Here is a 23,073-nt window from a genome sequence, read left to right on the forward strand (position 1 = left end):
GGCTGACCTGTTATTCCCGGAGGGGATGCACAGTTTCCCGGATCATCCTAATCCTCTTTACTATCCTGTCCCTGTACCGGATGGCAATGCCACAACTTATAACTGCAAGCACCAACCCTCCGAAGAAATCAGTTATCCAGTGTATACCCAGGTAGAATATAGTGAACTGGATGGAGAGAGTAAGCAGGACAGCTACGACCTTATATTTCATGAGGTTGGTCCTCAGCACAATGAGCAACATTGCTATAATAGAGAGCGCAGCGTGCAGGCTGGGAAAACAGTTATCGAAATAGGGGTCAACGCTCCTTAAGCCATCCAGTATGACGGGGCTTAGCTGATATAACAGGGGAACCACATTTGGAAGTGTATAGCCCGTGATACTCACCGGGGCTAAAACCTGGAAAGGAAAAGCGATAAGATAGGCTATTGCGACTGCAATGGCATATTCCTGCAGGACCGAGATCTTGCCGGTACATATGAGCGCAACAAAAGTGAATATGAGAAGGAACGAGAAGCCGAACAGGTAGATGAACGCACTGAGATATGTCAATGCGGGACTTGCAATTGTCTGGAATAGACTGACAGTGCTCCCTTCTAAGAGTAATATTCTATGTGCGATTGTATATGTTGGCGTTATATCCAGTGCAGCCGTAATAGTTTCCTGTGATTTGGCAAGTATGTACACGACAGATACCAATAAAATATAAGGAAGCACCTCGTATGCAATTCTAAGCGATGCTAAGTGATCATGTTTTTTGCCGTTGGATATCATGTACTCTTTAGGCAGCAGAGTATAATAAGCTATCAAGGTCAATAGAACGACTACAGGAGCCATTACAGTCATCAGGGCAATCGCTGTCAGTATATCCACTCCTCAATGGTGTTTTTGAACCTGATATTTTAAACCTGATATTTGTTCGCCCTGAAAGAAAATAATCGTTGTGCCTGAGGCAGGCACTAAGTGAGGGAGAGCATTATTCCACAATGACCATCCCACTGCCGGTCCAGGGATGTGAGAGCAGGTAATAATTGTAGGTTCCAGGGGCATTGAAAGTGACATCATAACTGCCACCCCTCCTGAGAGCAGGCGACTGGAATGAACTACCACTTATGACTAATGCGGCAGTGTCATTGCTTATCCATCTCACAGTATCGCCTTCCTTTATTGTGACTGCATCAGGATCGAAAGAGAAATTATCAATGTAAACTACCGTTACACCGGGCTCTACATCACCTGCAGAAGTATCCCTGTCATACACATTCTCCAGGCAGCCTGCAAGAATCAGGAAGCTGGAGAGCAGGATAAATGTGATCAATTTTGTATTCATTTGCCACCTACTTCTGCACTACCAGGGTTAATTCCCCTTTCCCTCTGCAGGCGGTACATTTCCTCAAGCCTGCCAATGGTCTCAACATCTTCTAGCGATTTGTCATCCCTCACGCTCACGAGCCGGGGAAACCTGAGAGCATAGCCGGACTCATAATTGGTGCTCTTCTGTATCTCTTCGAATGCAACCTCGAAGATAACCTGGGGTTTGAGCTCTATCTTTGTACCGGATTGCATAACTATCAGGTCCGAGAAGATTGCTGTCAGTTCAGACAGTTGCTCGTCGGAAAAACCTGTAGCTACTTTTCCGACAGGCAGGAAACGTCCTGTCTTGGGGTCATGACATGCAAGGGCATACGAACCCATGAAACTGGTACGTCTGCCATAGCCCCATTCGGCGCCTATCACGGCAAGGTCGAGTGTTTCCATGACAGGCTTCTTTTTAAGCCAGTTCTTCCCGCGTTTTCCAGGTGAATATGGGGACTGGGGGTTCTTGATCATGATGCCTTCATGACCTGCCCTGAGAGCCTCTGTGTAAATGACATTGATCTCTTCGGGGTCGCTGGTTACAACCTGCCTGTCCACGCGGATGGAGTCACCATTCTCAACGCAGCCCTCAAGCATTTCCCTTCTTTTTACCAGGGGAGCATCTATAAGGCCCTTTCCATTAAGATACATTATATCAAAGATATTAATCGACAGCGGAATCTCCTTTGCAGTAGAATCTACTTCGTGCTTGCGCCTCAGGCGTCTCAGTATGTCCTGGAAGGCCCTTGGACGGCCCCTCTCATCCATTGCGACAGCTTCACCGTCAAGTATGGCTGAATCCGCGTGAACATATTTCCTTATAGACGCAGTAATATCAGGCAAAGAGCCGCTTATGTCCTCAAGCTTGCGGGAGTATAATGACACCCGTTCTCCATCTTTATGGATCTGCACCCTTGCACCGTCAAACTTCCACTCGATAGCTGCCTCGCCAATATCCGCTATAGCTGATTCGATAGTGGGAGCTATCTGCGCAAGCATCATTCTTATTGGGCGGTTCAACTGCAGGCCAAGCCCTTCCACTGACTCTGCTCCACCTTCCCTTGCAGTGATTGACACAAGGCCCATGTCATTGGTAAGCATGAAAGCCCGCTCTACAGTAGCCACAGGAACATTGAACGCAGATGCTATGGCATCACGCACGATTCCCTCACCGACGCCTATTCTCAGGTCCTCTACGGCGAGTCTGGCTATATAACCAACCTCATCAGGGGTTGCGCAGTTAAAAAGGTACTGAAGATTCTTTATCTTGGAAGTCTGGGAACCTTTGCCTGATGACCTTGAGATGGCCTGGAAACGTTCGAACACTTCATGTATGGAGATATCTGGCGCTTCCTCCATGAATGAGGAAAATGTCGCCTGACCCTTTGACCTTTTGGCGAGTGCCTTTACAGCAGTCTCGCCTATGTCGCCTGTGTCCCTTATGAGGCCTTCTATATCATTCACGGAGAGCCCGGAGGACTTTGCAAGAGCAGCATAGAGGATGCCCGCTCCCACCCCCACTTCCTGAGAGCTCCAGGCAGGGAATACTTCACCCATGACAAAATGAGTGACAATGGGGAGTTCTTCCGGGCTTACTCTTTTTAGCAGCTCTGCAACCTGGGAAGTCATCTCCAAGGATCCCGGGGTCGCCTCTATCATCCTGCAGGCCTGTGAAAATTCCCTGAAACTTGTCATGTTTATCGTAAAATGTGATATTTATATGAAGGTTATATCTTGTATATGCCGATAATATCACTCAGGATGGCACTTGCTGTTTCTATTGAGCCGGCACCTCTTCCTGTGATGGTGATTGGGCCTGCGAGGTCGGTCTGTACTGAGAAAACATTAAGCGTACCGCCTACGGCAAGAGGATGACTCAGAGGCACCAGCTTTGGTGCAACATTGATCCTGCTGTCGTTCACCTCACCTATCAGCTTGATGGCAAAACCATCAGCATTTGCAAGAGAAAGCGCTTCAGGAGTTATCCTTGTGATGCCTGTTACTGTCACATCCTTATAAGAGGCATTCATGCCGAAAATGGAATTGGCGACGATTACAAGCTTGGATGCCGTGTCGATTCCCTCAACATCGTAGGAGGGATCCTTTTCGGCTATCCCAAGTTCCTGGGCTTCTGCAAGCATCTGCTCGTAGGGGGCCTGCTCTTCCATCATGCGACTGAGGATATAGTTGCAAGTGCCATTGAAAATGCCTTCCATGCTGATGATCCTGTTACCTGCAAGGACATCACATGCAAGGTTGATGACTGGCATAGCACCACCTACTGTAGCTTCGAACCTGCAATTGGAACCGGATTTTTTCGCGGCTTCCATCACGTCTCCGTATTTTAGTGCAAGAGGGCCTTTGTTGGATGTCACCACGTCCATGCCCCTCTCAAAAGCGGTCATCATATTGACGAGACCCACGCCTCCGGTCTCGATATTAGTAGGAGTGGTCTCTATTACCAGCTCGTGATCCACAGTCCTGATGATCTCCGTACCCGAAACGGTTTCACTTCCCACGGTGCCAGTGTCCTTTTTCCTGGAAATGGCGGACGCGAGGTCCACACCATGGGGATCGATCACTGAAGTTCTTGAATCCGCTATCGCAACAACCTTCATATCTATGCCAATGCTGCGCAAGTATTCACTCTTCCCCAGAAGCACCTTCGCCACACCCTGACCTACAGCCCCAAAACCTATAATTGATGCACGTATCGTTTTCATTACATCTCCCTCAGTTAACACCTATAGGCTCTATGACCAGCAGGTCTTTCTCCCTGGCAATCGATTTCAGCAGTTCTATCGCAGCACTCATATGCTGCTTACTCACAGCATCTATTTTAAGGGAAGCGGATGATGGCCTGTTAACCCGGGGCATTGCCAGGTTAAGGTCCACAATCTCAGCATATCCCGTATTGTCGATCTTATCAATGGTATCCTTGATGTCAGTGTGGACTATATGACCAATAAGTATCACAGCTCCATGCTCAAGATACCTCTTCTCATCAACGCTAACTACACTGATCCCGCTTTCCTCAAGGAGGGAGATGATGTTATCAAGATGATCGGACTTTATCTCAAACACCAGATGCACCGGGATCTTGCCACGGGGTGTCTTCTTCTCATGATGGTGCACAACAGATATCAGATTGCCCTTAAATTCAGAAACAGGCTTCAGTGCAAGGACTAACTGCCCCGGGATGTCTTTCAGTTCAAGGTCCATAGAAACTCGCATTTATACCTCGTAAGAGTCGATAAAATACTCTAAATGATTTCTGTATCCATAGGTCTCAAATACAGTTATATATTTTGGTTTGGTCCTTCAGACCGGGTTCTTTCAGCCTCATCTCGTTGGGAATGCACAAGAACTACAACATTTCCCCTGCCTTTTTTGAATTTCCGGACAATGCCGCGGTCCTCAAGGTCGGATACCAAGAGGCTGACCTTTGCTTCCGAGTGTCTCAGTGATCCCCTGAGATCCTTCTGAGTAATGCGGCCGCCGTTGCGTGAGATAATGCCTACCATCTCCCGCAGGTCATCGGGCAGGGCAGCATACTCGTCACTCACATCGAGTGGTGCCTCATCAGCGGGCAGGAATTCTTCTTCCCGGCCTAAGTTGACTTTGCGTCTTGCTGCCAGCAGGTGTGCACCAGCAACAAGTGCCAGAGCCGTCAGTATGATCATGGACAGAGTGCCGTAGGAGAATGAGCTTTTGCCTGTTTCTATGTCCTCTGCAAGGTCGGCAAGCTCGCTAAGTTCGGTAAACTCGATCTCACCCATGCCCGGATCATAGAAAGTCGGGAGGAAGATAATATCCATAACATAGTCACCGGAACCCTTTATTGTGATCTCCTCCTGAGTACTGTACACAAGGACGTTATTGCGGTAATAGCTTGCAGAGATCACATAGTTGCCTGGGGCTAGGTTGAAGGAATAGAGTCCATACCTTGCAAGCATTGACTGGGAGGGTGTTGAATTTACTTCTACTATCACGTTCTCAAGAGGCTCGAAGGTTCCCCATTCATAGATGACCCCGTGGACTGTTGCCATGTCGGCTCCTTGCGCAAGAGGGACAATGACCATGAAAAGTAATAAGAAAAAAGTACAGAGAATGTTTTTGGCTGGCACAATTTGTATAATTAGGAAGTACTTGCATTTAACGCTTTCTTAAAAGAAATCTGAAGAGACATAAAGCTTTATCAAGCAAATAAAGTGAGAATAATGTCTATAAACAGGATATGTCCCTAAGAAAGACAGCATAAAGTAAAGTAAGTATATATGCTCTCCTGAGAATCCGGAAATTACGTGAGAAACAGGCAACAACTGCTTTTCAAACGAAGATCATCAGAGAATATACGGGAGAACAGAGGCAAAACAATGAAAACAACACTAAAATTATTCGCATACTTTGCAATGACACTCATGGTGGTAAGCATCTTATCCACAGGTGCTCTTGCTGCATCGGACAACGCATTGAAGAACGGTGTTCAGATTAAAGACCGTGACCGCGACATGGTCAATGCCAACGAGAACGCCTTGCGCAAACAGACAGAGAGCCTTAACAACACGACCCTCATGAACAGGGTGAACGAGAAGAAGAATGTAAAAGCCGGTTATCTTGATGCCAGAGACAACTTCGTAAAGCTGAAGAACAGCGACAAGAACCTTGCGTCACAAGAAGCCATTGAGGCTACAAAAGAATACCTGAACAGCACTATTGACTATATGATCAGCTCTCTTGATGATGAGGCATACATCGCACAGCTGGAACTTGTAAAAGAGGATGTGGCTGCAGCAACCAGCAGGAAGGAGCTTTCTGAGTCCGCCCGGGATATAAGGGATATATGGAAGGATGCAAACAGACAGAAGACTGTATCAGCATCAAGATCCATGGATAAGAAACTAAATGCTGTCATAAAGACATCCGATAACATGGCACTGCGTATGGAGAAGGAGATTGCACGCCTGGAAAGCAAAGGTGAGGATGTGACTGAGCTCAGGTCAATGCTTGAGGATTACAGGACACTGATATCTGAAGCAAAAGCATATCAACTCCAGGCAGCAAACGCCACTGATGCAGATGAGAGGGCCAATCTTGTAAGGAACATGAACATGGCAGGCCAGAAGATAAAGGAAGCAAACGTCCTTCTGAGAGATATGCTCAAAAACCTGAAGCATCACCGTGAAGGACTGATAGTGCTTGGAGGGAACGGCACCCTTACAGCCGAAGGTAACGGGACAGCAGTCCTCTCAGGAGATATCACAATCAGCTTTAGTGCAACTGATGCAAAGCTCGTGATCAAGGACATGGCCGGGGATGCAGTCATCAACACAAGTGACGCATCTTATGAGTCATCAAATATCGATGCCGGGAACAGTAGCAGCAACAACCGGGCATTTGTCTTCCACAACCTTACAGGAACAGTCACGATAGAAGGCAGCCGCCTTACAGTGATGATCCAATCAGAGGATATGTCACTCTCTGTTGACGGAGAAGGCACAGCAATGCTCTCAGGCAATGGCTCCTATGAGTTCAACAGTGTCACTAAGGAATGGGCAAAGTGTGATGATGCACAGGAAGAAGCTGATGAAAGCTCAGAAGAATCTGAAGAGAATGAGGACGATGATAACTCTGAGAATGAATCAGAGAACAATTCCGGCAACCTGACTGGCATCTGAAAGGCAGGCATTAATCTAATAATAGGTAAGAACAATTAAAAGATAAATATATTCGTAAGGGGATGAAGATTAATGCTAAAACAAAAGATTATCCTGATAATAGGGGTAATGGTATTGGGCTTAATAGTATCAGGCTGCACTGACAACAAGTTCCAGGGAGATGCTGCCCTCTCCGATGATACAAGTGGGGAGGATCTATCCGAAGCAGATGCATTACTCAGAGACGAACAGATCGGTATCACCGACCCTGAGATAATGCAACTTGAAGCCGAGATGGCAGAACTTGAAGCGCTTATTGAAGGAATGGATACTGGAGAGAACATCTCAGTCGAAGAGATATGAGTACGGCACTCATATCTCATTCTCACTCTTTTTTCCAGCTGCAGGTTGTAAGTGATATTTGCAGGGTCTGAAAATATGATTACCTGTAGAACCACCCTATCAAAACTAATATATAGATGTACAAACAATTATATATCGATTATGAGAACATATGAGAACATCTCTACGAGGTAAAAAATGGGGAATATGCTTAAGACAACATTACTGCTGGCCACACTAACAGGTCTTCTGGTCATCGTAGGCCAGATGGTTGGCGGGACTTCGGGAATGATAATTGCCTTCATATTTGCAGTTATCATGAACTTTGGTACTTACTGGTACAGCGATAAGATAGTCCTGAAAATGTACCGCGCACAGGAAGTGACAGCTGCAGATTATCCGGAGTTATACGGAATTGTACAGAAGCTTACACTGCGCGCAAACCTTCCCATGCCTAAGGTTTATATTGTCAATACATCAATGCCTAATGCATTTGCAACCGGAAGGAATCCGCAGCATGCAGCAGTCGCTGCAACCACAGGAATACTCAGCCTGCTGAATGCAGAAGAACTGGAAGGTGTGCTTGCACACGAACTTGCACACGTAAAGAACCGTGACACGTTGATCAGTGCAGTTGCGGCAACTATCGCCGGTGTTATCACAATGCTAGCCACATGGGCCCAGTGGGCAGCTATTTTCGGAGGCATCGGAGGAAGGGACAATCAAGGCAGCGGCAATATAATAGGTTTCATCGCACTGGCGATCGTAGCACCCATTGCAGCTACAATAATCCAGTTAGCCATCTCCCGTTCCAGGGAATTTGCTGCCGATGCCGAGGGAGCACGCATCTCGCAGAAGCCATGGGCACTTGCAAATGCACTGGAGAAACTCGAATATGGGTCTACCCACTACAGAGAACGAAGAGGGGATGTGCATGCATCAGAAAGCACAGCACACATGTTCATAGTGAACCCCTTAAAGGGAAACACACTCATGAACCTGTTCAGGACACACCCTGTCACTGAGGAGCGCATTAAGCGCCTCCGTGCAATGTGATGTAAACATCCGGTATCGGATCAGAAACTAAAGAGGCTCACCTGACCGGGCTCGATCAGGTGAATCACCTCTATATCATTTTCTTCCATTTTTATAGAGAGATAATGCCTGTGGCATCCCTTAGGACTTTTTTCTGCGCACATAAGCACCACTTTTCCACCTGCTTCATGAATTCGGACAATATACGCCAGAAGTTTTGCAAAACTGTTCCTGAACTCATCAGTCTCCATGTATTCGAGATAGGTGGAATCACGCATGCCTCCAACCCCTTCACAGTGGATATAGAGTATATTGTGAAGAGGAAGAGATTTTTCCAATGATTCCTTGTTGAAATCATCAAATGTTGACTGAGGATACCTCCTGATATCCACAAGATTGCTTATCCTGTTCTCTGCAAGCATCCGCACAAAGTCATTAAAGGACCTATTACCATATCCTATGCTATAACATTGAGTTTTTCGCACCATCAAAGGATAATAGTTCTTTATCTAATTGAAGACATCGAAAGAGAAAGCATTGCCATTAATAGCATATGTTGCCATCAGTGGCCATTATTGTCATCATATGCTTACAACAATCGCTTTTGCCATCGATTCACTCATCATGGTTCTGACCCACAAAGGTAAACGTAAAAGTGCTTCTTTTCCCGTCCCCACTTTCAACCCATATCTTTCCATCATGCATTCGCTTTCAATACACTTCATTAATCCGTACTGTCCTTTTCCATAATAACTTTGTTCTGAAGGAGCATTATTCAAAGGAATCTAGGGAATGTAAAAGTTATTTAATATCCACACTCGGTCCCTACAGATATGTATATATATCATTATTTCATGCTTGAGAGCAAAAATTATACAAGCGTCGCTGTTTATGAAAATGTACCGGAATAAAACTAACTGATAACTTTTCGGTACAAGAGGATAAAATGAAAGTATCTGCCGGCATCTCTAAAATTAATGGTGAAGTATTTGCACCGTCTTCAAAAAGCTATACACACAGGGCCATCACTATTGCCTCGCTCTCACAGGAGTGTATTGTCAACAGGCCACTCCTGTCAGCCGATACCTTGGCAACAGTAAGAGCCTGCGAAGCCTTCGGTGCACGTATTGACAGGCTGGATGACAGGCTGGTAGTCCACGGATTCGGGGGAAAGCCAAATTTGCCGGATAATGTTATCGATGTTGCGAATTCCGGCACTACTTTGAGATTCATGATAGCCATTTCTGCCCTGCTGAAAGGCACGACTGTACTGACAGGGGACAGCTCCATCAGGACGCGTCCCAACAAACCCCTCCTTGAAGTTCTGAATGATCTGGGAGTAGAGGCATTTTCCACCCGTGAAAACGGATGTGCGCCAATCGTGGTAAAAGGCGGGCTCAAAGGTGGCACTGCTACTATTGATGGCTCTATCAGCTCCCAGTTCATTTCTGCTTTGCTCATAGCTTGCCCCCTCACAGTCAATGACACTGTAATTTCCATAAAAGGCACTCTTAAGTCCAGGCCCTATGTGGATGTCACGATCGAGCTTCTCAGACAGGCAGGTGTGGAAATAATCGTGGAAGAGAATGGTAACACCAGTTTCATCATACCTGCGAACCAGACATATAAACTTCAGGAATACACGGTGCCAGGAGATTTCTCATCAGCTTCCTATCTGCTCGCGGCTGCAGCCATCACAAGGTCCTCTGTTGTGGTCAAGAACCTCTTTCCCTCAAAACAGGGTGACGTTGAGATCATCGATGTGCTCAGACGCATGGGTGCCGACATATCATGGAACATGGAAGAAGGCATCGTGAGCGTGGCAGGGAACAGGAAACTCAAAGGCACCACATTTGATGTCGGAGCCACTCCTGATCTTGTACCCACTATTGCGGTGCTGGCCTCATGCGCAGAGGGTGTCACTGTGATAGGTAATGCAGAGCATGTCCGCTACAAGGAAACCGACAGGCTGCATGCTATGGCAGTCGAACTGACAAAGATGGGGATCAATATAATAGAGGAAAGGGACAGCCTCACGATTACCGGAGGAGAACTACATGGTGCCGATGTACACGGCTGGCATGATCACAGGATAGTGATGTCACTCACAATTGCCGGCATGGTGGCAGGGAACACTACCGTCGACACGGTCGAATCCGTTGACATATCTTACCCAGGGTTCTTTGAGGATATGAAATCCCTCGGAGCAGACCTGAAAATATCATGAAATCCCAAGGATAATTAGAAAACAAAAATTGAAGGGAACTATCCCTTCATTCATTTCCCGGAATAAGAGAACTCTGAAGCCTTGCGGGAGCTTAGGGCTTTCTTTCTCATGTAATCAGGCACAACATCCTTCTCGATTACTGCCCTTGATGTACCTATACCCACCACAATGACCTTGGTCTCGACAGGCTCTTCCCCTTCCCTGATTGAAAGTTCTTTTCTTGTGACTTCTATCTCCACCTCGCTGGGAGAATACCCTGCTGCCTGCATGTAGTCCATTACAAGTTTCTTTGCGGTGAGAATTGCGTATTCAATGGCTTCCAGATGCTCGGGGAATATATACCTGCCGTCGGGGGCGAACACAAAGTATTTCAGGACCACCTTTGCATTCTTCAGTTCCTCAAGAGTTACATCCTCACCGGTTATGGGAGCAAAGTCCCTCTTAACAAGTATCTCCACACGCTTGATACCTTTACCTACAAGGGCGCCTACTGCATTGCCCACACTTGAATGTTCGGGGACCACTATTTGCGCATCTATGAGCTTTCCCATCTCTTCCTTAAAGGCACCTACAGGACCGCCCAGCAGTACGACAGGAGTTTCAATCTTGAATCGGGTGAAGTTCTCACCGGAGAGGATCCTGTCAACAACAGATTCAGGGATGCCTTCCACCAGGTATGAGATAAGGTCGTGAGCCATATTCCTTGCAACCTTACGTCTTACCTCGGAGCAGAACTCTTCTTTTGTCATTTTTACAAACTTTGAAAGCCTTTCAGCGCCTATGATCGATGCTTCAGCATCCCACAGACTGAATTCACCAAGCACATGCAGTGCATCAGTGGGTGTGAATGCGATTGCCTGGACAAGACGTTTCTGGATAAGGCTGTCCAGTGACCTGACACCAGGCTGCTTCTTAAGCCGGAGGAACAGTTCATGATATGATACCGGTACGCTCTGTATGGCATCATATATCTCTTCCTCGAACTTGTTAAGCTCCAGAGGCTTTGTAGCTGTCCTTACAAAGAATTTGGTAGGCTGGACATTCTCGCAGAACAGCTTTCTGGAAGGTGACTTGCACTCCTGCAGCTTGGCCATGAAACCCGGATACTCGACTGCGGCACGACATAGCGGAATAACTCTCCGCGGGCCTATGAACATCCGCTCATCGTGTACCCATACATGGCTGTCGCCGCCTGTTGCGGAAGTTTCCATCCGGATGGCTTTTACCATGGTCTTCCAGCCTCCGACAACAGCTCCCTGGTCACTGAGCTCCGGGATACCGTTCCTGATAAGTGCGACGTCAGTGCTTGTGCCTCCAACATCCACCATCGCGCATGTATCATATCCTGTAAGGTATGCCGCACCTACAAGACTGGCAGCGGGACCTGAGAAAATAGATTCTATGGGTCTCTCAAGTGCCTCTTCCATGCCGACCACCGAACCGTCACATTTGAGCATTAGAAGATTGGCATCAATGCCCCTTGAACTGATATCCTGCATAATGGACTGGATGAACTTATGAGTGATAGGAAGCAGCTGGGCGTTCAGGTAGGCAGTTATGGAACGGTCATAAGCTCCAACTTCCTGAGAGAGTTCGTGCCCGCACACTACAGGCAGCCCTGTAAGCTCCCTGATAATTTGTTTCACCCTGAGTTCATGCTCAGAGTTCCTGTTGCTGAAGAAGGAAGATACTGCAAATGCAGCAACATTGTCCTTTATTTCCATCGCAAACCTTGTGACCCCCTCCTCATCCAGAGGTGTAGCCTCCTCTCCATTACTGGTGTGTCCTCCGCTAAGCTGCACATAGTACTTTGCAGGAAAACCCTCCTTAGGAATCACATAATCCCCTACCAGTATCACACCTACAGGAAAACCTGTATCCTCAAGTATGGTGTTTGTGGACAGGGTCGTTGAAACTGAGACAAGTTTCACATCTTTCACATAATCAGGTGTCAGCTCATCAATGACTTTTTTAATGCCGCTTATAGGGTCAGGATATGTGGTGAGTACCTTGGCAGACTCTACTATCACACCATCTGAGTCACGAACTATAACAGCATCCGTAAACGTTCCACCTGCATCTATTCCCAGACTGTATTGCATGTTGCGCACTCCTTCAAAAATGGATATGGTAAGTTACATTCAGAAAGTATGTCAAAAACAAGGGTTTTGCAATATTTAAGCATTACCAATAACAATGGATAAGGAAGAATGTATCAGAAATCCGCGTTCATCAGTTGTCATTTCAGGTACGGATTAACAAAGATTCACACAGATGAGATCTGCATTCATGGATATTATTATCCGAAGACTGTCAAAACATGAAGCACAAAAAAGAAAAGAGAAGTAGGCATGAAGCCTACTTTTGTTCTATATTGTTTACTTTGCCGGGATGATGAGTGATCTCTCACCAGCAGGCTCGAACTCTCTGAGAGCTCCCCTACCGAATTCCTTCCTTGGAGCAGTGAAGTCAAAGGGCAGGAGTTCGTCTGCAAAACAGACCTTGATGAGTGGGTTGACAGCGAATGCGTCTCCACGGCCTGCGTGTGCAGCGGATGTGATACCGGAGTATCCACCCTGGTGTCCTACGTTCATTGCGTAGTTGGGGTAGTTTGGTCCACGGAGTTCAAGAGCCAGACCTTCGTCGGACTGGTAGGACAACACGTTTGTTGCACCACACTGGTCCTGGAGGTCGTAACCGAAGAAACCGAGACGGCCGTGTGCTTCCTTGTGCAGGTACATTGAGAGGTACCATGCGGAAAGACCGGCATTTCCGTTTCCGGTTGCGATTGCTGTTGCACAGCCTGCTGCTGCGGAAAGGCTTGTTGCCCTCTGGGAACCTCCGAAGTGGTCCTCGAGTGTGGTCGGGTATTTCTCGTAGTTCTCCAGACCGTAGATTGTGGACTCTGTTGCAATGTCCTTGACAACTTCGAGGGTTGCCTTGACCTTGTTGTCCTTACCGGTCTTTGCTGCACCATCGTACTTGTCATTGATGTAGTCTACATCGTAGTAGAGGTTGTCATCAAGGATGTTGTTGGTGTATGCAGCTGTTGCGTACTGTGTGAAACCGACACCACCGGACATGTATGATCCAAGCCAGATCTGGTCGTAGAGCATACAGCCTCCACCTACTACCTCAAGGGCGACCTTTGCAGGGTCCTCAGGTGTTACGCGGCTGGTCTGGATGATATCTGCGAAGTGACCGAAGGAGATTCCTCCTGGCTCGTTCGGACCACGTGCACGCCTTGCTGGGAGCATCTCACCCATTGAGAGCACACCTGCGTGCTTTGCTGCGTATGAAAGGTCAGCTACTGCTGCCTCACCGGCACACATGCTGTATGCGGAGATGAAGGACATACCGACCTGCATAGCCATCCACCTGCTTGTCTGTGCACCGTCTGTTACTCTGCTGACGATGGTTGGGATGTGGGCTGCCTGCCAGCTTGTCTTGCCTATTGCTGCCTTGATGGTCTCTGCCTGGTCTGCAGGGAACTGTTTGTTGATGTCGATAAGGAACTGCTTGTCGATCTCATCTGCAAGTTCGTCGTCACCGGTGAACACCTTGACGTAACAGTCGTCTACGAGTGCAGGGTGGGTTTCGACCATGTGTTCCTGAACTACTGCTCCACCAGGGAGTGCGTGGTTGAGGGTCTCAAGGTAGTGGTTGATGGTCTCTGGTGTGACTTCGATACCGAGTCTTTTCTCGAGTGTCTCGTGTGCCATGTCCATACCGACGACCACAGTCCTCCTGATATCGTCCCACATCTGCTGCATTGCAGCGTTGTTGACGTAGTGGAGGTCATCGATCTCGACCATCATGTCCGTACCGGATATGAAGGATGGGGTAAGTGCTCTCTGACCGAGTGGTATACCACCGCAGTGCATCATTGGGTTGTAACCGGCAAGCCCTCTCTTCTTTGCAATTTCCTGACCTGCCTTCTTCATTTCAACTTTACGGGGGTTCTGCTCGACACCAAGCCTGTAGTACTTACCGACCATGTCAGTGATCTCACCACCCTCCATCTTGTTAGATCCATGTTCCTTTGTGAACTTGATTTCCATGTGTTTTGCAAACATCTTCTTTCTGTCATTTGCCATTATCATCACCTCATTTATTCAGGCTTGAAGCCGTAGATGGTTCTCTGGTCGAATACTCTGTGGACCCACTCAATGACTTCCTTGTCATTTCTGAATGCGACATTGTCGACACGGTAAATGGTTGTCCTCTTTGCGGCCTCTGCCTCTGACATTGGCTTTCCTAGGTTGACCTTCTTGTCGATTGGCCTGCCTACCTGGTCCTTGTGCATTATGACGATGTTGCCTTCCTTCCTGGTCCTGTCAAGCATGTCGAACATTAAGCCATCTTCCGGAAGTCTCAGGGAGTGACCGTGGACTGTTGCGCCCCTCAGGCTTGCAAGTGCCGGACAGGTCATCTCTGTCTCCAGCTGGAACTTTGCAAGCTGTTCCATGTCCCTCTCACGGGCCTCAACGACCTGACGACCGGAGAGTGTACCTGGGTCGACACCTCTGAAGTTTATAGCTGCTGCGTATGATCTGAAGTAAGGGGTTGCTGGTGCGTTGTACATAGAGTCAACGAACTGAACGTATCTTACTCTGTCACCGGCCTTTGCGCCTGGTGTTGCTTCTACGGTCTGCCTTATGGAGCAGTCTGGCTCACCCATTTCTGCAAGTGGTGGGTGGGTGCTTGGGTAGTCACTGCCCGGTGCACGGTGTCCAAGCATAAGTGTCAGGTCATCGTCGGAGATGTCTCTGAGCTTCTCCACTTTACCTGACATGTGCTTCCTTCTGTTTTCTGCAACGGATGTTGCTCCTGGATAAAACTGTGGTTTATATACCATAATCATTCACTCCTAATTCTCTAATGATCTCATTGTGATCTTTACAGCTTTCACGAGTTCGTTCAGCTTTTCCCTTGAACATGATTCTCCTCGTGTTACTCCTGTCACAATTTCCATAACCCTTCCTTTTGTCAGAATATCGCTATCTTTAGGTTTCACAAGCCTTGTCTTCACTCCTGCCTCTGCAAAGTCCTCGAAATCCACAAGAGTCTGGCAGACAACTACTGCAGGAACGCTCGCTTCTTCCAGAATTGCCTTTACTTTCCGTATCACATGGTCCCTTATGTTACCTGTGTGAATCACAGCGACCTTGTGCCTGTTTATCTGTGCGACCTCTTCCGGGCTTATCCCGAAAGAACCGGAACCCAGATTCGTGTCCGGCACCCCTGAACCTGTGTTCAGGACCATTACACTTACCTGTATCTCTTCACGACGCATTCCATATGTGAGTTCACATACGGGTTTTGTGATATGCCTTCTCCCGGGACTCATTGCAACAGCAATTACATCAGCTCTGCCGGTTTCAGAGATGGTTCCGCGCTGAGCGAGCCCTCCTCCTCTGCCAAGGCCCATGCCGTGCCTGCAATCAACAACCTGCGTCTCCCGGTCGAACATAATATCACTCGCTTTTCTTATTCAGGATACATATGGGTTTTTTACTCAGCTTGCCCTTTGGATCGGCCATTCCAAGCAACATAGGATCCGCATCCGGCCCGCGTTTTGCGTAATCGGTAACGGTCTGTATGGTTGGTATGAAAAGACCTTCCCTGAACTCATACGAGAACGGGAGCAATCTGTCACAGATCTCTCTGATGTTTTCCTTTACATCGGCATCGGTAACTTCCAGACGAACGCCACCTACGCTCACTTCAAGGTCGATCTCCTGGCCGGCAACCACTATCACCTTGTTTGCAGGGTGATTAACGATTTCGCCGGTAGCAGGACCATAAGGTACTGTTTGCGGGATCCTGGGTCCGTGAACGAAGAACCTGACAACGCCTTCCAGCATAGCTATCTCATTGAGTAATGCCTCGGCTGTATCTGGATTTAACAGCCTGCTGGGATATATCTCAAGTTGCAGGTAATCTGTATTTGGAGAAGCATCGGACATATTTGTTTAACCTTTGGATATTCTAACTGGGTTTTGTGCCTTAGAGAGCTCCTGCTACTGCCTTTATAGGCTCCTTGAACTCTGGTATTGATCCAAACACGCTGCCCACAAGTGCAGATGTCTTCTCGACTGTGAACATCTGTGTACCTGCATCAAGTGAAACTGCTGCGCAGACACATGGAATTGCGAAACCTCTGGAGTGCCTGGTCACAACGTGGTTACCGTTGAAGATACCTGGTCCGCCGCCGCCGTAAATGGAGTGGCTGAAGAAGGAGAAACCGACAGCTGTACCCTGGGATCTGCCCATGTCACAGCCTGGAAGACCTGTTTCTTTCTCGAGGATGTCGTTGAAGTACAGCAGAGTTGATGATACATTCTGAGCTGCCCTGGCTGCACCACAGTTTACCATGGTAGCTGCAAGCTGACCTGCTGCTGCACATGCATTCCACATTGAGACATCGTTTGCCTTGTAGAAGTTGTATCCGGATGGTGCTGTCTTGTCAACAGATATGATACCTGCTTCAAGAGCCTTGTCGACCACGGACTGGACTACAGTACCGATAGTACCGTTCTTACCGTTCTCTTTTACGAGGTCGAAAACGATGTTGTTTGCGTTAAGACCCTGGAATGCAAGACCAAGTAACTGGTGCCTTTCGAAAGGACCAACAGCGTTACCCATCTCGTACATGCCTACCTGCTCAAAGATTGAGGAAAGTGCTGCTGCATTCATTGCCTTCTTGCCGGTGATTGCTGCAACGTGGTTTGTAGTGATGTTCCTGAGTGAGAAACCAAGACCTTCGTTGTTCTGTGGGATACTGAGGATCGATGCAATGTTTCCGCCCATCATGTCCATGGTCTGTGGGTAGCTTCCCCATACCGCAGACTTGACGATTGGTGCGTCGAACATGTCAGTCTTGTACATGTCGATGATTGCCTGAACGACTGCTGCACCGGTCACAGTGCTTGCAGACACATAGTCAGCGCCTACAAGTGCCCTTACGCTTGGAACCTGTACAAGGAGCTGTTTTCCGCCTGCCAGTACCTTTACATTGGTGTCATCGCCTTCTTTTGCCATGACAAAGCCTTTAACTGCGTCCTGGATTGCGCTTGCGTTGGCAACAACATCGTACTTGAGTTCCCTTCCAAGTATCTTGCGTCCGAGGCCGCCCATCTTTCCGCTCTCGAGAGCTTTCTCGATGCCGGCAAGGTTGACTGCAACGGTTCTCTTGGTATCCTTAATGATGTTTTGAATTGCTGCGTTTCTTGTTGGCGCAATATCCATAAGATCGACACCACTTTCCAGCAATTTACCTCTATCGTCGTAAATGTCTATTTTATCAGACACGTGTATTTTCCTCCTATGTTCTTATTCAGAAATCACCCAATCGGAAATGTACAGTTCGAGTCACTGATGAACAATTACTCTGTACCACATACTTCCTGTACGAAAAATCTCCATTGGGAATTCTCGGAACTATTAAGTAACGATGGTGTTTAAACCTTTTGCATCATAGTGCTCCCAATCCCGCAATCATCGGACAGGAATATAAAATATTTTTGAGATATGACCTTTTTTCACCTGAAACGTACCTCAGGTCCTATTAAACAATGCACTCAATATGAGTTGGATCGGGGATCAAAAAAGATAGATAATAATGTATCGCAAAAGTTTAAATAATACAAATAGTGTCTAAAAAACACTATGGAAATCATCGCAGATGTGGGAGGGAATCCCGGCATTGATTGCAAGGGATTTTGCACATATTGTTATTTCAAAAAGGTAAAAGAAGTACAGCCTTTTGGATGCAAGTACTGTTTTCCGTTCATAAAAGGTTGCGACTATTGCACCAGAGGGGTACGGGAATCATACTCGGGATTCAAGCCTGCTGAATACGTGTTCCAGGAAACGTACCAGAAGATGCGCTTCAACCAGGAGAACATCGATAAGATAACCATCAGCGGAGGAGGAGATGTAAGCTGCTACCCCGAACTGATGCCGCTGGTTGCCAACCTTTCACAGTTCGGACTGCCCATCCACCTGGGATACACCAGTGGCAAGGGTTTCAGTGAAGGCAATGAAGCTGAATTCTTCATAAATTACGGAGTTACCGAAGTTTCATTTACTGTTTTCGCAACAGACCCCGGGATACGCGGAAAGTATATGAATGATATGCATCCGGGGGCATCATTGCAGGTCCTCAGGGACTTCTGCAGCAGCTGTGATGTTTATGCAGCCATTGTGGTCATACCCGGAATAAACGACGGAGAAGTGCTTGAGAACACCCTTGGAGATCTTGAGGCCATGGGAGCAAAGGGAGCCATACTAATGCGCTTTGCCAACAGGCTCGATGAAGGCCTCATACTCAATAACGCTCCTGTAATGGAGGGGATAGAGAGCCACAGCATAGAAGAGTTCACCAGTATCGTCCGTCAGGCTGCTCAGAGGCATAAGCTGAGAATCACAGGCACCCCGCTCGAAGACCCCCTTACAGGTTCACCCTTTGCAATCAGGAATGAAAAAGATGCGCTTGCGCAGCTTCCGGCAGTCACAAAAGAGGCCACACTGCTTACAAGCAGGGCCGCAGCAGAAAGGCTTGCTGAGGTTTTCAGTAAACTGGGCAGCAGCGTAAATGTGGTTGCCGCAGGAAAAGATATCGGGTGCCTTATCACCATACAGGATCTGCAAGCTCTGGACCTTAATGGGATCAAAGAGACAGTGATAATTCCCGGAAGGGCTTTCGTGCATGATCCGGAGGCAAAGAAAATGCTCTCAAGGGACGGTGTCGACAGGTTCGTACGCAGGGGACCGGATATGTTGAGCTATGATGGTGAAATGTCGATCGGGATGACAAAAAAGGAAGTCCTTGAGTTTGAGATTAAGCAATTCACAGAGCTCATACAGGAAATAAACGCTATCGGACTTCCGCTTAAGAAATGATACCTACATGAACTCAGATAGACCCACCTGCCTGGACTTATCATTCTCGAACAGGGACTTCATGTCCAGTCCCAGGAGATCTATCCTCTGTTTCGTATAACTTGAGACATTGTACTTTTCCGCAACTCTTTTTGAAACTTCCAGATACTTCTTGACTGCTCCTTCGTGGACAGTAAGTACTACATTCCCTCCACATTTGGGGCAGGCACCTGTCAGCGGTGGCCGCCTGAACTTGGCGGCGCATTTCATGCACCTTGTACCCTGCCTTGAGAAAGCCCTGAGATTACCGAACATATCGGGCAGGAAATGGGATATGAGCACCCTTTCAGCAACATCTGCCGCGTCAACAGCACGTATCTTGTCTGCCAGGGCGAGTTGCGCGTCCATTTTATCCACCATGCTGCCAAGTGTCTTGTAGGCGCAGTGCAGGGGCCCTGCAGCAATATCGGTAGTATCATGAGTGAACATGAAATTATCATACTGCAGAGGCGTATTGAGCCTGCGGCTCACAAGGTCTATGATCTTCTCGAAATCCTTGGGGTTGGGGTACAGAAGGGTCGCCTCATAGAATTCAAGCGGGTAATGGTCACATACGTCGATATTGTGAGCTTCCTTATCAACTTCGCTCGGATCTATCCTGGTGGTAAGCACAAGAGGAGCATCCATCTTTCCGCCTCTCTTATCCGGAAGATAGTCACGCGAGAAGTTCAGCAGCCCATCCATAAGCAACATGACACAGTCCTCATCACCATCACAGTTGCGCCTCTTTGCAGCATGGAAGAAGGGATGGGCGTAACCTACCGAAGCTTTTGTGAAACCTACCAGCCTGCCAAGCACACCCGCGGAGGTGTGAGGAGCAAGACCCATAACAAGCGCACCAACCAGATCCTCAATCACCTCAGCATTATAGAAAGGCTCCTCTTTATAATATTTCACAAGCAGGTCATCGATATACCTGGTCGTGCGCATCAGGTATTCGGCGCAGTCATAAGAAACGACGATATCCTGCACTTTCAGGCATACAACCTGATCTTCGTTTTCAATAGTTTTTCCATAAATATCCTCAGTATATCCGAGGTCATGCAGCATATCAACAGTGATGCCAAGCTCATCAGCCCGGATATGTGTCAGGGGGATATCCGACATATCATACCTTACAGTCCCGTCCTTGAAAGTGAAGATATCATGCTTTGCCCTTAGTATGCCTTTCTCCAGAGGTTCCGGAGTCATGTCCCTGGACATCATCCGCTTAACACCTTTGAGCTGCTCTATATTGCTTTCACGCTCTCCAAGCCTCTCGAACGCGCCCTGGTAAATGCTCTTAAAATCAATTGCCTGCATCTTTACACAAGTTGTCTTTGTGCCGCATTTGGGACACTCCGGCTTCTGCACAGATATGCCGCACCTTGGGCAGGACAACTTCGGGATAGTGAATTCCCCACAACCGCAACGATATTCGTAGTTGTTGGTACCGCATGACGGACATACCCTGTTGCCTATCTCAACATTGATAAGCCCCACCTTCTCGTTCATTGACGCCTTATAGCTGGCAGCAGTCTCCAGTTTCCTTGTATTGCCGCCGGTATCACCTATAGGGAACAGTACATGAGGAGCAGGAGACATCTTCCTTTTATTGGACTTCTCAGGCCGACCCATCCTTGCACCTATTCTCATAGGAGCACGTGCACGTACTTTAAGGCCGCTTACATGGTTGGTCGCATCGAGCGCATCCCCCGATGGAAGAGAGTCCCATTGTTTCCTTAGAGCCTCATCAAGACCAAGGCACCGGATGAAGGGTTTTGGAGTCCCGATACTTATCTTTTCGTCTCTTATCCTATGAGGCACCAGCAACTTCTCAAGAATCACCTTGATACCGTTCTCAATGGATAGTTCAAAGGGGAGGTCGAGGCAATTTCCGTCCCCGATTGATCCAAGGGAGGATACAAAAGAAGATAAAGTGGCGAACTCCACCACAGTTATATCATGCCAGAGATAAGTGAACTTGGGATGCAGCGGAACACCATAAGTCCTGCATAGTTCAAGCGCAAGCTCCTGAGAGGGATCTTTCAGCTCAGGCATATCGGGTCCCCTGCCATTCGCAAGTTTCTCATATTCCTGTATCCACCATTCAAAGCAATAGGAAGCCGGGATCAGAGGATGATTATTCTCCAGGAAATCGCCATAATTTATGAGGATCTCGCCGATATCTATAATGCATTCCACTTCTGGATGCAGTTCATAAGCTATCTTTTCATCATCTATCCTGAGAACATCCCCCGATTTTAGTCTTACAGTGGGTCCCTCCAGAGAATCAACCGGAGCCATTCCTGCCGCTTTCCCGGGACGTTCGACCTTGAGCTGTGTGCCTGCAACAACAAAACTATCCAGTATGACCATGCTTGCAGGGCTTATCCCTGCTGCGGCAAAAGATGTGTTTCTTGACCTGCCATACCTTAGCCTGAAACCTCCCGGCCGCATGGGATGCGAGAATACCGGCCTGCCTGCTATCAGGTCGGTCAGATATTTGTCTTTAGGCTTGACACCTTTTGAATCATCCTTACTTTCATCACTTTTTATACCGGATATGAGTTTATTGAGCCAGTCCCAGCCATCCAGTTCAAGTTTGTTGACATGCTTTAGAACCTTGGGAGCCTTCAGTGCCAGCCCTTCCGCAAGCACAAGGGCCATTCCTCCGCGTACCCTGTTGGTCTGGATCCTTTCCAGATTGCGATGACCTTCCACCTCTTCAGCTTCAGTGGGTTCCCCGTCAATGCATATAGGACAGTTCTCAACGATGAGCCTGATCTCATCTTCCGAGGGAGTGTACTGCAATGTAGCCACGCGCCTGTAAAGGAGGATTTCCTCAATGTACCTTTCAACTTCTTCCTTGCGCGGTTTGTACCTGTCAATTCCCACAGCACGCCTTACGTAGTCACCCACAAGCACGGACAATGCCTGGGCTGTGCCTCCTGCGCTTCGTATCGGACCAGCATAAAAGATACTGATATACTCTGAGCCATCATCGTTCTTGCCTATATCCACACGATCGATACCTTCAATTGGTGCGGCAACAACACCCTCTGTAAGCATTGCAACGGAAACACGGATAGCAGCCTCTATTGCCGCAACTCTTGAAGGGAATTCACCCACAATACCTTCCGCAACTGCTTTACCGATGGCAAGAGCACCTTCTTCACGGGACATGGTCTCCTCGAATATGCGTATCTGCGCAGCCACGCCTTTCACACCAATGAGGTTCTCGACCCTGTCAGCCATATCCTTTGCAAGAGGGATTTCCACCCATGGTTTTGGGTCCTTGCCCTTGGAGCGTGCCCTGTTGGCAATCTCTATCTCATGTTTCAGATCTGACTCAAGTCCTTCAAAATAAGCTTTCATGGAGTCGCTTACAACTATCTCGCCCATTCATAACCTCTGCAGATGACCAGTTTATCTACGTACTACGTACCTGAGTATAAAAAGTATTGTCCTGCACAAAAAACGGTTATTAAGCCTACATAAAATGAGTAGTATATAATCTAGGGAAGGAGACA

General features: G+C 47.7%; 19 protein-coding genes. 5 read left to right on the top strand and 14 right to left on the bottom strand.

Annotated elements, in window-relative coordinates:
• Positions 1–10: 10 nt before the first annotated feature.
• From Q8J68_RS04155 to Q8J68_RS04180, 6 genes are all read right to left on the bottom strand, one after another.
• Positions 11–871, bottom strand: a complete 861-nt coding sequence (locus tag Q8J68_RS04155; protein WP_305310282.1) for a phosphatase PAP2 family protein — start codon at positions 869–871, stop codon at positions 11–13.
• A gap of 103 nt (positions 872–974) precedes the next feature.
• The gene (locus Q8J68_RS04160) at positions 975–1,328 is read right to left on the bottom strand and encodes a hypothetical protein (RefSeq protein ID WP_305310283.1); all 354 of its coding nucleotides are present in this window, start codon (positions 1,326–1,328) and stop codon (positions 975–977) included.
• On the bottom strand, positions 1,325–3,049 hold the full coding sequence (locus Q8J68_RS04165; RefSeq protein WP_305310284.1) for an ATP-dependent DNA ligase: 1,725 nt from the start codon (positions 3,047–3,049) through the stop codon (positions 1,325–1,327). Before Q8J68_RS04165 ends, Q8J68_RS04160 begins: the two co-directional genes overlap by 4 nt.
• A 32-nt stretch (positions 3,050–3,081) precedes the next feature.
• Positions 3,082–4,077 carry a homoserine dehydrogenase gene (locus tag Q8J68_RS04170; protein ID WP_305310285.1) on the bottom strand — a complete coding sequence of 332 codons (996 nt, stop codon included), beginning with the start codon at positions 4,075–4,077 and terminating at the stop codon, positions 3,082–3,084.
• Positions 4,078–4,087: 10 nt separating this feature from the next.
• On the bottom strand, positions 4,088–4,588 hold the full coding sequence (locus tag Q8J68_RS04175) for an amino acid-binding protein (protein WP_048146782.1): 501 nt from the start codon (positions 4,586–4,588) through the stop codon (positions 4,088–4,090).
• 65 nt (positions 4,589–4,653) lie between these two features.
• Complete coding sequence (locus Q8J68_RS04180) at positions 4,654–5,436, bottom strand: hypothetical protein (RefSeq protein ID WP_305310286.1); 783 nt, start codon at positions 5,434–5,436, stop codon at positions 4,654–4,656.
• Positions 5,437–5,730: 294 nt separating this feature from the next.
• Here Q8J68_RS04180 and Q8J68_RS04185 point away from each other — a divergent pair, with 294 nt between their 5' ends.
• The 3 genes from Q8J68_RS04185 (at position 5,731) to htpX (ending at position 8,409) form a co-directional block, all read left to right on the top strand.
• On the top strand, positions 5,731–7,032 hold the full coding sequence (locus Q8J68_RS04185) for a hypothetical protein (RefSeq protein WP_305310287.1): 1,302 nt from the start codon (positions 5,731–5,733) through the stop codon (positions 7,030–7,032).
• A gap of 72 nt (positions 7,033–7,104) precedes the next feature.
• On the top strand, positions 7,105–7,374 hold the full coding sequence (locus Q8J68_RS04190) for a hypothetical protein (protein WP_305310288.1): 270 nt from the start codon (positions 7,105–7,107) through the stop codon (positions 7,372–7,374).
• A gap of 177 nt (positions 7,375–7,551) precedes the next feature.
• Positions 7,552–8,409: a zinc metalloprotease HtpX gene (gene htpX / locus Q8J68_RS04195; protein ID WP_305310289.1), complete on the top strand. Its 858-nt coding sequence runs from the start codon at positions 7,552–7,554 to the stop codon at positions 8,407–8,409.
• 20 nt (positions 8,410–8,429) lie between these two features.
• On the opposite strand, the gene Q8J68_RS04200 is transcribed toward htpX, so the two are convergent.
• Positions 8,430–8,876 (bottom strand): DUF488 family protein, encoded by a 447-nt coding sequence (locus Q8J68_RS04200; RefSeq protein WP_305310290.1) that lies wholly within the window; start codon positions 8,874–8,876, stop codon positions 8,430–8,432.
• Between the two features lie 458 nt (positions 8,877–9,334).
• On the opposite strand from Q8J68_RS04200, the gene aroA reads away from it, so the two are divergent.
• A complete protein-coding gene (aroA, locus tag Q8J68_RS04205; RefSeq protein WP_305310291.1) occupies positions 9,335–10,615 on the top strand; it encodes a 3-phosphoshikimate 1-carboxyvinyltransferase in 1,281 nt (426 codons plus the stop codon).
• Between the two features lie 50 nt (positions 10,616–10,665).
• Here aroA and Q8J68_RS04210 read toward each other — a convergent pair whose 3' ends face one another.
• The 6 genes from Q8J68_RS04210 to mcrB form a co-directional block, all read right to left on the bottom strand.
• Complete coding sequence (locus Q8J68_RS04210; protein ID WP_305310292.1) at positions 10,666–12,717, bottom strand: hydantoinase/oxoprolinase family protein; 2,052 nt, start codon at positions 12,715–12,717, stop codon at positions 10,666–10,668.
• 276 nt (positions 12,718–12,993) lie between these two features.
• Positions 12,994–14,712, bottom strand: coding sequence for a coenzyme-B sulfoethylthiotransferase subunit alpha (gene mcrA, locus Q8J68_RS04215; protein WP_305310293.1), 1,719 nt, complete (start codon positions 14,710–14,712; stop codon positions 12,994–12,996).
• A gap of 14 nt (positions 14,713–14,726) precedes the next feature.
• Positions 14,727–15,473, bottom strand: a complete 747-nt coding sequence (gene mcrG, locus Q8J68_RS04220; RefSeq protein WP_305310294.1) for a coenzyme-B sulfoethylthiotransferase subunit gamma — start codon at positions 15,471–15,473, stop codon at positions 14,727–14,729.
• A gap of 12 nt (positions 15,474–15,485) precedes the next feature.
• On the bottom strand, positions 15,486–16,091 hold the full coding sequence (gene mcrC / locus Q8J68_RS04225) for a methyl-coenzyme M reductase I operon protein C (RefSeq protein WP_305310311.1): 606 nt from the start codon (positions 16,089–16,091) through the stop codon (positions 15,486–15,488).
• A 1-nt stretch (position 16,092) separates the two neighbouring features.
• Entirely contained in the window at positions 16,093–16,584 is a 492-nt protein-coding gene (mcrD, locus tag Q8J68_RS04230; protein WP_305310295.1) for a methyl-coenzyme M reductase operon protein D, read from the bottom strand.
• 40 nt (positions 16,585–16,624) lie between these two features.
• Positions 16,625–17,929: a coenzyme-B sulfoethylthiotransferase subunit beta gene (gene mcrB, locus Q8J68_RS04235; protein WP_015052764.1), complete on the bottom strand. Its 1,305-nt coding sequence runs from the start codon at positions 17,927–17,929 to the stop codon at positions 16,625–16,627.
• A 357-nt stretch (positions 17,930–18,286) separates the two neighbouring features.
• Here mcrB and mmp10 point away from each other — a divergent pair, with 357 nt between their 5' ends.
• The gene (gene mmp10, locus Q8J68_RS04240; RefSeq protein ID WP_305310296.1) at positions 18,287–19,522 is read left to right on the top strand and encodes a methyl coenzyme M reductase-arginine methyltransferase Mmp10; all 1,236 of its coding nucleotides are present in this window, start codon (positions 18,287–18,289) and stop codon (positions 19,520–19,522) included.
• A gap of 3 nt (positions 19,523–19,525) precedes the next feature.
• On the opposite strand, the gene Q8J68_RS04245 is transcribed toward mmp10, so the two are convergent.
• Positions 19,526–22,945, bottom strand: coding sequence for a DNA polymerase II large subunit (locus tag Q8J68_RS04245; RefSeq protein ID WP_305310297.1), 3,420 nt, complete (start codon positions 22,943–22,945; stop codon positions 19,526–19,528).
• Between the last annotated feature and the right edge of the window lie 128 nt (positions 22,946–23,073).

This window comes from Methanolobus sp., assembly GCF_030682845.1.
Lineage (GTDB): Archaea > Halobacteriota > Methanosarcinia > Methanosarcinales > Methanosarcinaceae > Methanolobus.